This is a genomic window from Halalkalibacillus halophilus DSM 18494 (assembly GCF_000423105.1).
GTDB classification, from domain to species: domain Bacteria; phylum Bacillota; class Bacilli; order Bacillales; family Alkalibacillaceae; genus Halalkalibacillus; species Halalkalibacillus halophilus.
This window is the reverse complement of sequence record NZ_KE383978.1, coordinates 120661-134071: the sequence shown is the minus strand read 5'-3', so window position 1 is coordinate 134071 and position 13411 is coordinate 120661. Positions and strand designations below refer to the sequence as shown.

General features: G+C 37.6%; 16 protein-coding genes. 7 read left to right on the top strand and 9 right to left on the bottom strand.

Annotated elements, in window-relative coordinates; all coding sequences use genetic code 11:
* Positions 1-172 precede the first annotated feature (172 nt).
* Together G532_RS15315 and G532_RS0112470 are read left to right on the top strand one after the other, a co-directional pair.
* On the top strand, positions 173-1180 hold the full coding sequence (locus G532_RS15315; RefSeq protein WP_051189175.1) for a sensor domain-containing diguanylate cyclase: 1008 nt from the start codon (positions 173-175) through the stop codon (positions 1178-1180).
* A gap of 26 nt (positions 1181-1206) precedes the next feature.
* Positions 1207-1902: a haloacid dehalogenase type II gene (locus G532_RS0112470; RefSeq protein WP_051189174.1), complete on the top strand. Its 696-nt coding sequence runs from the start codon at positions 1207-1209 to the stop codon at positions 1900-1902.
* 52 nt (positions 1903-1954) lie between these two features.
* On the opposite strand, the gene G532_RS0112465 is transcribed toward G532_RS0112470, so the two are convergent.
* Genes G532_RS0112465 through G532_RS0112455 form a run of 3 tightly spaced genes read right to left on the bottom strand, consistent with a single transcriptional unit; the run spans position 1955 to position 4513 of the window.
* Positions 1955-2866 carry an ABC transporter substrate-binding protein gene (locus G532_RS0112465; protein WP_027965088.1) on the bottom strand — a complete coding sequence of 304 codons (912 nt, stop codon included), beginning with the start codon at positions 2864-2866 and terminating at the stop codon, positions 1955-1957.
* Between the two features lie 19 nt (positions 2867-2885).
* Complete coding sequence (locus G532_RS0112460; protein WP_027965087.1) at positions 2886-3539, bottom strand: ABC transporter permease; 654 nt, start codon at positions 3537-3539, stop codon at positions 2886-2888.
* Positions 3539-4513, bottom strand: coding sequence for an ABC transporter ATP-binding protein (locus tag G532_RS0112455; RefSeq protein WP_425402136.1), 975 nt, complete (start codon positions 4511-4513; stop codon positions 3539-3541). Before G532_RS0112455 ends, G532_RS0112460 begins: the two co-directional genes overlap by 1 nt.
* A 159-nt stretch (positions 4514-4672) precedes the next feature.
* Here G532_RS0112455 and G532_RS0112450 point away from each other — a divergent pair, with 159 nt between their 5' ends.
* Positions 4673-5512, top strand: a complete 840-nt coding sequence (locus tag G532_RS0112450) for a putative RNA methyltransferase (protein ID WP_035513021.1) — start codon at positions 4673-4675, stop codon at positions 5510-5512.
* Between the two features lie 209 nt (positions 5513-5721).
* Here the strand turns inward: G532_RS0112450 and G532_RS0112445 are convergent, their stop codons facing one another.
* A complete protein-coding gene (locus G532_RS0112445; protein WP_027965084.1) occupies positions 5722-6105 on the bottom strand; it encodes a hypothetical protein in 384 nt (127 codons plus the stop codon).
* 125 nt (positions 6106-6230) lie between these two features.
* A complete protein-coding gene (locus G532_RS0112440; RefSeq protein WP_035513019.1) occupies positions 6231-6566 on the bottom strand; it encodes a thioredoxin family protein in 336 nt (111 codons plus the stop codon).
* A gap of 72 nt (positions 6567-6638) precedes the next feature.
* On the opposite strand from G532_RS0112440, the gene G532_RS0112435 reads away from it, so the two are divergent.
* Positions 6639-7991: a hypothetical protein gene (locus G532_RS0112435; protein WP_027965082.1), complete on the top strand. Its 1353-nt coding sequence runs from the start codon at positions 6639-6641 to the stop codon at positions 7989-7991.
* Between the two features lie 37 nt (positions 7992-8028).
* Here G532_RS0112435 and G532_RS0112430 read toward each other — a convergent pair whose 3' ends face one another.
* The 4 genes from G532_RS0112430 to G532_RS0112415 all read right to left on the bottom strand — a co-directional run bounded on the left by G532_RS0112430 (position 8029) and on the right by G532_RS0112415 (position 11028).
* Positions 8029-8307, bottom strand: a complete 279-nt coding sequence (locus G532_RS0112430; protein ID WP_027965081.1) for an RNA polymerase alpha subunit C-terminal domain-containing protein — start codon at positions 8305-8307, stop codon at positions 8029-8031.
* 117 nt (positions 8308-8424) lie between these two features.
* Positions 8425-8721, bottom strand: coding sequence for a 4a-hydroxytetrahydrobiopterin dehydratase (locus G532_RS15310; RefSeq protein WP_245570150.1), 297 nt, complete (start codon positions 8719-8721; stop codon positions 8425-8427).
* An 11-nt stretch (positions 8722-8732) separates the two neighbouring features.
* Entirely contained in the window at positions 8733-9188 is a 456-nt protein-coding gene (locus G532_RS0112420; protein WP_027965080.1) for an SRPBCC family protein, read from the bottom strand.
* 124 nt (positions 9189-9312) lie between these two features.
* Entirely contained in the window at positions 9313-11028 is a 1716-nt protein-coding gene (locus tag G532_RS0112415; RefSeq protein ID WP_027965079.1) for a sigma-54-dependent Fis family transcriptional regulator, read from the bottom strand.
* Between the two features lie 180 nt (positions 11029-11208).
* Here G532_RS0112415 and G532_RS0112410 point away from each other — a divergent pair, with 180 nt between their 5' ends.
* The 3 genes from G532_RS0112410 to G532_RS0112400 are packed head-to-tail and all read left to right on the top strand — an operon-like array spanning position 11209 to position 13342.
* Positions 11209-11742: a GbsR/MarR family transcriptional regulator gene (locus tag G532_RS0112410; RefSeq protein ID WP_027965078.1), complete on the top strand. Its 534-nt coding sequence runs from the start codon at positions 11209-11211 to the stop codon at positions 11740-11742.
* A gap of 12 nt (positions 11743-11754) precedes the next feature.
* On the top strand, positions 11755-12417 hold the full coding sequence (locus G532_RS0112405; RefSeq protein WP_027965077.1) for a cysteine hydrolase family protein: 663 nt from the start codon (positions 11755-11757) through the stop codon (positions 12415-12417).
* A gap of 16 nt (positions 12418-12433) precedes the next feature.
* On the top strand, positions 12434-13342 hold the full coding sequence (locus tag G532_RS0112400) for a glycine betaine ABC transporter substrate-binding protein (protein ID WP_027965076.1): 909 nt from the start codon (positions 12434-12436) through the stop codon (positions 13340-13342).
* Positions 13343-13411: the final 69 nt, after the last annotated feature.

The window sequence follows — 13411 nt, the reverse complement described above, 5'->3', positions numbered from 1 at the left end:
AATTTTCACTTTTAAATCTTGCTATATTACGTTGACGTGTTAAATTATTAGTAAGCGCATTTTTTGTCGAACGTACTATATAATAAATTGTTTTCAATCCTATCAAACAGGGTATAAAGAACTAATATAATAAAAATTAACCTCCACTTTTTTAGAAAGCAAGGTGAGAATATTGAGTAATCAGCTGGACCGCATACCTTGTGGCATATTCACAATAAATAGTGTTGGCAAGCTCATTTATAGTAATAAAGAACTATTAACCATGTTAGGTTACAACAAAGATGAACTTGAAGGACAGCATGTAGAAATACTATTTTCCATAGCAAACCAATTTCATTTTAACGCTTCTCTGTACCCACAGATCGAGGTTTATGGTCAAATCCAAGAAGCTTTCATCCATTTAAAAGGAAAATCAGAAGATGCACATCCAGTTTTAATGAGTGCATCGAAAAATAATTCGAGTAATGAAAAACACATCAACTTTGTTGTGATGCCACTTAGTAAAAGGATAAGGTATGAAAATGAAATTCGAACGATTAGTAGACAAACAGAAGAGTCTTTGCTTACAAATCAGGCTGCATTAGAGAGGTTAGAAACCTTATTAGAAGAAAATGAAGAAAAAACACAGGAGTTAATTGAATTAAATGAGCGGTTAAAACAAATAGCTTATTATGATACATTAACAGGTTTATTTAATCGTAGAAAACTCATTGAATCTCTTGATGATCAAGTTAAATCACATAAGACTTCTACCAAAACATTTTCTGTCGTCATGTTAGACATCGATCATTTTAAAAATGTAAATGATGAGTGGGGCCACTTAGTAGGTGATCAAATTCTCATCTTCTTCGGAAAGCTTTTGATGTATGGTTTCAGGAAGACGGATATTATCACGCGATTCGGCGGGGAAGAATTCGCAGTTATTTTGCCAGAAACAGATGAAGAAACCGCAGTCGATTTAGCGGAGAGTGTAAGAATGCAAGTGATGGCAATGCCATATGGGGAATGTGAAATAACGGTTAGCTGTGGTGTTGCGACATTCTCTTCTGACGACAATCAACAATCAATTCTTCGCAAAGCTGACAATGCCTTATTTGCAGCAAAAAATTCTGGTAGGAACAAAGTAATTCACGAAAGTTCCTTATACAGTAATACATCAGATCAGTCGCGGAGTAAGTAAAGAACAACTCTTTGGAGGAATTAACCATGAAAGAAAAGAATCCCCCGTTCCATTTAGACTCTAACATTAAAACAATAGTCTTTGATGTATATGGAACGTTATTTGATGTCTCTTCTGTCAAAAAGGCCTGTGATCAACTTTTTCCACTTAAAGGAGAAGAAATTAGTCATACATGGCGAAAAAAACAAATCGAATATATGTTTTTGCTTCAATTAATCGACCGTTATGAGAGTTTTGATAGCGTTACTAGACGTGCATTAAGACATGCGGTTCATGCATCTGGAGAAGTACTTTCTACCGATCAAGAAGATACATTGTTCGCTGCCTACATGAAACTCGAAGCCTTTCCAGAGTCGCTAGAGGTGTTGAAAATGTTACAGAGAAAAGGCTATCATATTGGAGTTTTTTCAAATGGGACAAATACCATGTTAGGTGGCTTACTGCAAGGTACTGCGTTCTTGGATCAACTTGATTTCATCTTAAGCGTCGATTCAAAGAAACAGTATAAGCCTACTAAAGCTGCTTATCAAATTGTAGAAACGGATACGAAGACAAACCCTGAAGATACATTATTTGTTTCCTCCAATGGATGGGATATAGTCGGTGCAAATAATTATGGCTTTCAGACCGTTTGGGTGAACCGAGCAGGACAGACTAAGGACGAATTAAGCCTTCCTCCTAATTATATAATGGATGATTTAAGCTCTTTGGCAGGTAATTAAGGTTTTTCTATAAAAAGGCTAGGCTACTTAATCCGTAGCCTAGCCTTTTTGTTTATTCCTCTATTAAGTCATGTTCGATTAAAAAGTCTCGAGCAACGTCTTCATATCGCTCTTCATCAATATCTACTCTCGCATTTAAATCTTGCATCACTTCTTCATCCATTGTGCCAGCAAGTTCATTTAACAAATCCTCAAGTTCTGGAAAATCTTCTAACGTGTCCATTCGTACGATTGGAACAGCATCATACTGAGGGAAGAATCCTTGGTCATCTTCTGTTGTTTGTAGGTTAAAACGTTCAATCCGACCATCTGTAGTAAATGCTGGAATTAAATCAACTTCTCCTGTGCGAACAGCATCATACATCAGATTTGCATCTAATCCTGGAGTTTCTGTGAATTCAAAAGGATAGGTTTCAACCATTGCGTCGTACCCATCTCCTTCACGTTCATAAAAAGCATGCGGTGCACCGAAAATCATATCTCTTTCTTGTGAAAGTTCTACTAATTCACTTGCTGTGGAGGCTTCAAATTCAGCATCCTCCGCAAAAGCTAGTGTATACGTGTTTTCAAAACCTAAAGGCTCTAACCAAGTCACATTATACTCTTCTTCATACCCTTCCTTTACACGTTCATACACACTGTCAGCAGACTCTCCTTCTTCTACCACTTCACCAAGAACGGCTTCCAGTCCTGTACCTGTATACTCCACGTAAAGGTCGATTTCACCATCTTCAAGTGCTGGAGTTAAGATAGCAACTTCTCCTAAGCCCTCTTCATACTGAACATCATAATCGGAGTTCTCTTGAATATATTCCCCGATAATATAAGTAAGGATATATTGTTCTGTCCAATTTTTCCCACTTACAATTAAGGAACGATCAGATCCACCTTCTTCATCGCTTCCACAAGCCGCTACTACAACTGTCATTAAAGCAATAATTCCTATTAATAATAATTTTTTCATCTAAAAAATCCTCCTATACTTAATCCTTTAATTGCATTCCTTTTGGTGTTGCACGATTTTCTAACCACTTAAGTGCGAAGTCAAAGCCTATAGCTAACAAGGCAACGGGTACTGCACCAGCTAACACTAAGTATTGATTATTTGACTGCAGACCACGGTAAATGACATCCCCTAATCCACCTGCACCAACAAAAGTAGCTAGTGTTGCTACACCGATAGTTAATACGGTAGCTGTACGCACACCTGCCATGATAAATGGAAAAGCTAACGGAAATTCAATTTGACGTAACCTTTGCCACTTCGTCAGCCCCATTCCTGTTGCAGCTTCAATCATGGATGAATCCACTCGAATAATTCCTGTATAAACATTACGCACGATTGGCAGTAAGGCGTAAATAATTAAGGCAATTAACGCTGTATTCGTACCTATGCCGACAATCGGTACTAAAAAACCGAAAAAGGCTAAACTCGGAATCGTTTGTAAGACTGCCGTTACACCAATGACTGGTTCAGCAAATCGCTTTGTTTTTGCAATCCACATTCCTAAAGGTAAAGATATTAAAATAGCAATCGCGATCGAAACAAATGATAAATACATATGCTCGATAAATGCACTTTCAATTAAATCCCATCTACTAACTACAATGTCGTAAAAATTAGAGAAGAATTCCATTAAGAAGCGTCACCTCTTTCTAAGACTAGCGCCTCTAAAATACGATCCTTCGTTAAATACCCTAAAATTTGCTCGCCTTCTTTGATTTCTATAGCAAGAACATCTTGTTGCACCATCAATTCTACCGCTTCTGCAACTGAATAGTCGGCTTCAACTGGTTGGGCTGGTACATCTATTTCTGATACATACCATTGACGTAAACTACCAACATCACGTTTCGATGTTTTTTGGAAACGTTGCATTCTTTCCGTTCCAATGAAAGAACGTACAAAATCATTTGCTGGATGATTTACAATTTCATCAGGAGTACCAATTTGTTCCACTTCTCCGTCTTTCATCAACACAATTTTATCAGCGATTTTCAGCGCTTCATCCATATCATGCGTTACAAATACAATGGTCTTCTTTAATCTCTTTTGAATTTCTTGTAAATGCTCTTGTAACTGCTCCCTACTGATGGGATCAAGTGCACTGAAAGGTTCATCCATTAAAATGATGTTTGGGTCCGCTGCTAGCGCTCTGGCTACTCCAACTCGCTGTTGTTGCCCGCCACTTAGCTCTAGCGGATACCTATTAGCATAAATATCTGGCTCCAGGCTGACTAATTCCAACATTTCGTCTACCCGTTTTTGATATGTACGCTTTTCCCACTTAAGAAGTTTAGGTACGATCGAAATATTATCAGCAATCGTCATATGCGGAAATAAGCCAATCTTTTGAATGACATATCCAATTTTCCTGCGAAGCGCAACTTCATCTTGTGAAAAAATTGATTCATTATCTATTAAAATATCACCAGAAGTAGGTGCCTCTAGCTGATTTAAATGTTTTAGCAATGTAGTTTTTCCGCAACCACTCGGTCCGATGATACAAGTAAGCTTATTCGTTTCAAATTTCACAGAAACACCTTTTATAGCTTCCGTTCCATCTTGGAAACGTTTCCACAAATCTTTCACCTCTATAATCCTAATCACTCCCCTTCCTACTTTTTTATTATTGTACACAAAAAGCACAAAAAACCCTAGACTTTTCCTATATACCCCTTTTCTGCTTGATCGAAACGATTTCTTAGGTGACATGGCAAGCAAGAACCCGTATGCTGAAGATAGATTATATGATACGGAGTGACCATAATGAGCATGATCAGCAAAAAAGAACAAGCCAAACAAAAAATCTCTCAAAATATACACTTGTTCAAATGTGTTATATGTAATTCCCCTATGACCATGGACGATCACCAATTAACCTGTAGCAATAATCACCGGTTTGATTTGGCTAAACAAGGATACTTGAACCTGGCTCCCCAAGCAAAAAAAAGCAATTACAGTAAGGAATTATTCCAAGCAAGACAGCAGCTATGCCAAACCGGATTTTATCAAGAATTAATTGATAAATTAGTTGAAGCTTTACCCTCTCCATCCATTCGAATTTTAGATGCTGGAACTGGTGAGGGGTCACATTTATATCAATTAGCTGAAAAGAGAAAATTCCAAGATCACACAGTCGGAGTGGACCTAGCAAAAGAAGGGATTCAAGTAGCTGCAAGTGGTTACGCAGAACCTATTTGGATCGTTTCTGACTTAGCCAACCTTCCATTTCAAAACAATAGCTTTGATGTGATCTTAAATATTTTATCACCATCTAACTATCAATCATTTCTAAATGTGCTAACAGAAGATGGCCTGTTTGTGAAAGTAGTTCCAGGAGCGAATTATTTAAAAGAACTGCGCGATCAATTATATGAAGGAACGGATAAGGAAGAATATACGAATCAACAAGTAGTAACACACTTCAAAAAATACTTTCATTTAAAAGACCGCATTAAAATAGAAACTAGTGAACATGTTTCAGAGGAAAATTTTAAACACTTAGTACAAATGACTCCTTTAACAGCAAATCATTCAGTAGAACAACTAGAATACAGAAGTCCCGTCACACTGGAGCTGGAAGTATTAGTAGGCGAAAGAATGTAATCTAGTTAGCACACCTGATGCCGGCAAAAGACGCTGGATGCCGGCATACCCTTTTTGTTGCCGGCATACAAGTTATTTCACCCGAATCTACCTCCCTTATGCCGGCATACAAGTTTTTGTACCCGAATAGTATCCCCCTCCGCCCGAATGCGCAACTCCATAAAAAAACTACAACTGGAAAACGCTCTTTCCAGTTGTAGTTCTATTTATTAATCAACTTTTCGAAACACGACAAGCACAAATAGGAAGAAGGCAATGAGTGCAATCGTTCCGCCAACGATGAAAAACACGGTCACAAACGGGTCGGGTAAACCAATTGGACGTAAATAATACAACCACATTCCAAGTGTTAAGCCGAATGCTCCAATAATTCCTGTCCACACATGCAACTTCACTAGTAATCCAACTTCAGGTTGATACACTTTATAAAAAATCGACCAAGCGAATAATGTTAACCAACCTACCAACAGAATATGTGCGTGTACCGTTTGAAAAGCCGGACTACCCGCACCTGCCATATGCGAGCCTAAGTATGCCCCAACTAAAGCAAATAAAGCGGAAAATCTTAGTAATAGTTTACTATAAGTATTCATCCTTACCCCTCCAAAAACGACTAAATATTACTTCCATCGTAGCATATATGGAATGAACTGTTATTATAGTCGATTGACGTTTTCGTGAAAGGTTGTAGCATCCTCTTTCATACAAAATGACTTATCTACTGATCAACATAATTATCGACTAACTTTCTAACTCTCTCTTCAAACAGATCCACCTGTACAATTCTAGCCTCTCGCAAATACTCTTTCCCATCCACAAATAACAATAAAACAGGAACTGTAAATACCTCGAACCTGCCCGCTACTTCAGGGACTTCTGCGACGTTAATATGAGCCGTTTCGATCTGAGGATACTTTTTCATAACTGCTTCAATTTGCGGATAGAGACCATGGCACACACTGCATCCATCTCTCCAAATGTAAAGAAAGACAAACTTGTGCGCTTTGATTATTTCATCTATTGCTTCTAGATCATCCAGTTTAGCAAAAGCCATTCCTTTCACCTCGATTTCAATTTGAAATTCATTTGTTATACTATACTTGCTTCATAGAAAGAAGGTGCTACGTTGAACCGTATACAATTTCATTTATATTCAAGTTTTGTTGCACTTTATATTATACATCTATTCATAGATTCCCAAGTTCTCTTGTACTTACAAGGTATAATTGGAATACTCGCTTTTCTTGTTTCCGTTAAAGGAGCGAATAAAACATATCAACTGATCGGATTGGTTTTCACACTAGTAGCCGGCGCAATTTTTATTTGGTACAACTTGCCGATTTCAGATCTTATATTATTTTATACCTCGATGGGGCTGTTACTATCACTTCTTTACTTAATTCCTTTTATTAATCATTTAATGATTGTGGGAAAGTTTGATGAGGCCCTTTATCAAGTTTTACAAACGAACACGCAACATCTTGGGAAATTTTATACGAAGTCATATTTTACGAGTTATATCCTAACTCTATTTATTTTTCTATCTACCATTCCGTTAGTTTATCAATTTGTAAAAGACAAAACATCGCGTTTTCAAGACTCCCTGACGCAACAATTTGCAACGCGTTCGATCTTAAGACCGTTTGCAGCAGCAAATGTTTGGAGTCCGATTGAAGTGTATATTGCCTTAGTAGTCGCAATCACAGGATCTTATTACTTGCACCTGCTCCCGATCCTACTCGGATTCTCTTTAACCATGCTAGCAATTGATATGTCGCTTGGTTATTTGAAGTTTCGTAAGTACACCATTGACCAAGTTGTTGCAGGGAAAGAAAAGCTCTCTCGTGAAACCTATTGGAAACTATTATCACTAGTGGGATTCTTAGCAGGATTCATCGCCTTTGCAACATTGACACACGTCACACTTGGAATAGAATTTTTTGACGCGATTATTTTAGTCATTATGCCATACACCTTTTTATGGGCATGGCTTACTCAAAAATTGCGTACCTTTATCCGATACAATCAGAAGGTGTGGCATGAGCAAGTCTGGACAATGCAAAATTTCATGATGCTACTTCTACCGGTTGGATTTTTTAACGAAGTGGTAGGTGAAACGGGGTTATTTGAACCATTCATCTCCCAGCTAGCTTGGATGGAAACACAACCCCTATATCTATTCATCTTCATTCAACTCAGCTCGATGGTACTTGCGTTTGTTGGATTCCACCCACTTGTGACATTAAGTTTACAAGGGCTGTTCGTGACACCATTCCTAGACACGATCAATCCATTAAGTATATCTGTTGTTATGATTATTGCTGTTGTGTCCAATGATATGACAGGAACATTTAATGTCCCAATCACGATGTTAAACCAATATTTAAAACGAAATCCTTACCGTTTAACAGGTTGGAATATCGGCTATGCCCTTTTATTTGGATCGATTGGAATCACGATTGGGTATTTACTGCTGTAAAGGAGAATTTTCTGTGCGACTTTTCAACCGAGGGAATTTATGTTTGAAAAGATAGCCCTTCTTCCTTTAATGAATCCCTCATAGTTGGTAAGGAGGCAGGGCCAATTCCATGTATTTTCAAAATTTCTTTTTCTGTGAACGTGGATAGTTTCTCCAATGTATCGATTCCTTCATGCAACAATGCATTTCTTGCTGGGGAACTTAGTTTGGATAGAAATCCACTACTTGGAGCTTTCTCTTGTTCACAGGTCGGGCAAGTTGGACAATCACTGCTTTTATAGAAGGTATGTCCTTTTTCACAAATTTTTTCAGCCATAATGATCACTCCAATCACAATGTATTCATTTCATATTAACATTTTATGCGTTTTAGAGGTCTAACTAATATAAAGAGACCGTGCAAACTTTTTATCATTCGCACGGTCTCTCCTTACTTATCTAGATGTATCTTGCTTAATATCATATAAACGGTTGCAATACTCTGCACCCTCAAAATCAGTATCAGTTAACCCGTTTTCGGAATGCGTGGTCCAGCTGATTGTAACTTTGTTAAAGTCAATCACCATTTTAGGATGGTGGTCCTTTTCATTTGCATGGTTTGCTATTTTACTAGCAAAATCCACACCTTCTAAATACTGTTCGAACTTAAAGGTACGCGAGATTGTATGGTCTCCTTCAAGTTCCCATCCATTAAGATCTTGTAATTTTTTTTCGGCTTCATTTTTCGACACAGTAGTCAAGATTAGTCCTCCTTCAAATCTTCTTTAGGTGATTCAATATATACTTTTACTTTCTCTAAGTGGTCTCCGTCTTCCTTTTTAATAATTCGATTAATCAACGGCTTGTATAATCGGTTTCTAATACCTGCTGTTGTAATTTCACCATTGAAGGAAACACGAATCCCGTCCACTTCTTCAGAAAAAGTATATGTATAATGAAGAAACAGGTTGTTCTGCTCGCTTTTTACAGCGAACTTTTTATTTGGTTCAAATGCAGTTACAGTTAGCACAGATGTAATAAACTGTCCTTTAATTCCACGGGTTTCTTTAAGTTCTGACCCTTCTTGAATCGGCTGATCTGAAACCCAATCTACTTTAACAACCGGGCCATTAATTTGTTCCGCGAACTCATAGGTTGAAATGACACGGAACACTTCATCAACTGAGGCATTGATGATAACTTCTCTATGAAATGCCATGTTTGTTACGTCCTCCTAGAAATATGTGTTACCCATATTGTAAATAAACACCTAGGATTACACAACTAGTCTCAGCTTATAACTATTCTATACCCGATATTACCTTTTTTCATGTATTGATTTATTAAAAATTTTCACCATTTTTTAACTTTCTCCATAAAGTAGATCGATTAATCCCTAATCGTTTCGCTGCTTTAGATTGATTAAAATTTTCTTCCTCTAGAACGGATTGGATGATTTTAAGTTCCATATCTTCAAGTGTCCCATCAAGCTGGTAAAGAGGGGTTTGTTCCGAATTTAATCTTCCCTCTAAATACGATTGAATGTGGGTAGCTTTCAAAACATAACCCCTCTCCGCCATGACAACCGTCTGCATAAAGGATTGGAGTTCCCGCACGTTTCCAACCCAATGGTGCGCTTTCAATACTTCTACTGCCTCTTCTTGAACTTTGATGACGTCTGTGCCTATATTTTGATGAAAATATGCAATGAAAAACATTACTAAACCTTTTAAATCTTCCATCCGATTTCGAAGTGGTGGGATAAAAATTTCTACTCCACGGTTTGCAACTGGAGACTCCATATGGTGCAAGAAACTTTCATTCGTTGATACAATCACTGTTTTCTCACGTTCAATCGCTTCGGTTATAAAACTACTCAGTCGAATGTATTGTTGTTCTTTTAATAAATGTACATTTCGCAAAAAGATGGTTTGAGCATGCGCAGGCAACAATTCCTCTAACTCATCAAAATCACATCGACTCGCATCGACATCTAATAAAACTCTATTATCTTCTTTAAGAAAGTGAATATAACGCGCGATCATACCACGTCCAGATCCAGTTTCACCAACTAAAAAGAACAATTGATGACTCTTCTTCGTACCATCTATAACTTGCATTACTCCATCCATCGCGTAACTTTGATGAATAATTGTTGGTTTCTGCTTCACAACTTCTTCCTCTACCCAGGAGTAACTTTTTAATTGTTGCTCACTACGCACAAACGAAAGTAACGTATAGTTATCCCCGTAAGCTTGTATGTTTTTTACTTTAACATCTACTTGAAACGTGCCTTTAAGATAACGGCGCCAATGGACTTTTTCCATATTTCTAGCATCTTTTAAAAGTTCATTTACTTCCGCCTTTGTAAGTGGACATTGATCGAATTCATTCCATGTTTCAGAAATAAGTTTTCGATCATACGAGAAAATCACAAAGTCTTCTCCCTTTTCTTTTAACGCTTCCACTAATAATCGATTAATAGAAAGGTTATGTTGGTGATACCAATATTGTTGTCTCGCTTTCTCAAAAGCATCGACAATCGTTTCTCTTCCAGACTGGATAAGTAAACCTTCCATGCCATACTTATTGGCAGCTTCCATAGTACCAACGTCACCTATTACAATCGTGTAACCTGCTTTTTGAAGGGATGGAATCAAAGTATCGATCTCATCAAAGTGCTCCATTGTATATAAATCTACGGGGTACTCCAGTAAATCTATAATCGCCTGTGCCCCCATCGTCATTGTCGGGTACCCAACAAGCGCCTTTTTTACTTGGAAGTCATTTGCAAGTGTTAAAACTCGCAACATATCATAGCCGGACATGTTTGTATCAATGACAGGTATTGCAACAGACTCTCTAATTCTCCACGCAGTCCCGCCACGGCTAATAATAATATCATAGCCTTCTTTTTCCGCTTCTTGTGCGATCTTAACACCATCTAGTAAGTTACCCACTTCGACATCTATAATTAAATCCTTTTCATTATGCTTCACTTCTTCTATTAACTGAACCATAGAAGGATACGGTGCAATGAATTTCACCTTGATACTCATAGTAACGACTCCTATATTCATTTTATTCTAGATAATCATACCTATTTGCATTTTGCAATACTGTCACAAAAGTATAACTAAATGAATGATATCGAAGGATGTTGACATTTTGTTTAATTCATATAATATATACTGTATAGATTAAATATTTAATCTCTCTTTCCGGAAAGGGGAATTTTTATGTCCAATGATTACGCGCGCTTACAAGAATCTCAGGACGTTATTATTAGTGCCATTGCTCAGTCTATGGTGATTTATGGAGTTACACCTTCTGTAGGTAGAATCTATGGTGTACTTTATTTTTCAGAAGAGCCTATGACACTGGATGAAATCAAAGACCAAGTTGCCATGAGCAAAGCAAGTGTTAGTAATGGCATTAGAGAATTAATTGAAACAGAAATGGTGACAAAGGTATGGAGAAAAGGAGAACGCAAGGACCACTTCATTGCGGAGAAAGATTTCCTACGTAATTTCCTTAATTTCTTTGTTAAAATGATTCGTTTAGAAAGAAACTTAATAACCAAAGCAGTAGACCAAACGGAACCAACCATCGAAGATATTGCACACCACTCTACTGACGAAGAAGCAAGAAGAATTGCGAACAGGGATTTAGAGTTAACAGAAGGTGCAAAAGATTACCTTGATTGGATTATGCGCTTAGCAAACACGATGGAATCCGGAGATATTTTCAACCATATACCTAAGAAAGATTAAAGGAGCTTCCAAATGAAAAAATCAACTTCAGCTCTTGTCCTGATTGATCTACAAAAAGAATCAAACTTCGGACTATTAAATGTAGAGCAAGCCATTGCCAATGCAGGCAAAGTTCTAGAAAAATTTAGAGCATTAGAAATACCTATTATTTATACAAGACAAATCAATCGTACAGACCAAGTTAATTTATCAGTAGGGGAACCATTGAACGAAGACGGCACCCCAAAATATTATAATGACCAGTCTTCTGAGATTGAAATATTTGATGAAATTAAACCAGAGTCAGACGAACTTGTTATCGACAAATATCGTTGGAGTGCCTTTTTTGAAACAAGCTTAGACCTCACCCTTCGCAGTTTAGGCGTGAAAGATGTATACATTGGTGGGTTTGTGACGGATGGATGTCTGATGACTTCTGTTTATGATGCATACTTCCGTGATTACAATATCCACTTAATCCATGATATGAGTACTGCTAGCAATGAAGGTGCCCACCAGTCTGCGATTTTAAATATGGCGAACTGGGTCTACAACTTAAAAATTTATGATAGTAAGAACCTTATTCGAAAAATGAATGGAGAGAAATATTCTGTTTGGGAAGCTGATCAAGCGGATACGATGCAGTTTACCAAGGATACGATGGAAGAAAAATTTAGTGAGATTATAAACAGATAAAAAGGGGTTTTATTGCATGAAGAAAATTATGATTAGCGTCATTTTATTACCTTTCTTAATATTAGCAGCATGTGGAGAGAGCGAAGAAGATACAGAGTCACAAGAGAATGACACAGAAGAATCACAAGAAACAGAAGAACGTGGCGAGATTGTCTTTGGACAAACTTCTTGGACAAGTACCGAAGCGCCTACTCAAATTGCAAAACAAATCCTTGAAGAAGACGGGTATGATGTAGAGATTACTTTACTTGATCAACCAGTCATTTGGGAAGGTATGGCGAATGAAGAAATTCACTTTTTCATGGACGCTTGGTTACCATACACGGAAGAAGCATTATGGAATGAATACGAAGATCAACTACAACAAGTGGCAACAAGTTATGAAGATGTTCCTTTAGGTTGGGTCGTACCTGAATATGTAGATGCAGATACAATTGGTGACCTAGAAGGCCGTGGAGACGAATTCGAAGGTGAAATTGTTACGATTGGAGAAGGCGCAGGTATTGTAGAAATTTCTCATAGCGTGATGGAAGATGAAAATTACGATCTAGAAGGATTTGAACTTGTCCCTTCCAGTGAAGCTGCGATGCTTGGAGTTCTAGACACAAAACTCTCTAATGAAGAGCCTGTAGTGATCACTGGTTGGAGGCCACACTCCATGTTTTCAGAACATGATTTGAAATTTTTAGAAGACACAGAAGGGCACTTTCAACACGATAATGTCTACGTGCTTTCTTATGATGGAATCGAAGAAAATGACGAATATACACGCGCCCATGAGATTCTTTCCGAGTGGGAAATTGACGTGAATGATTTAGAAGAAATGATGTACGACTATGAACACAACGATGTAGATTTTGAAGAATCAGCTGCAGAGTGGATTGAAGAAAACCGCGACACAGTTGACGAGTGGTTAGATCAATAAAATTAAGTACAGAGAATTTGTAACAACTGTAGCACACCAAACATTAACGCAGCATAGTCGCACCAACTA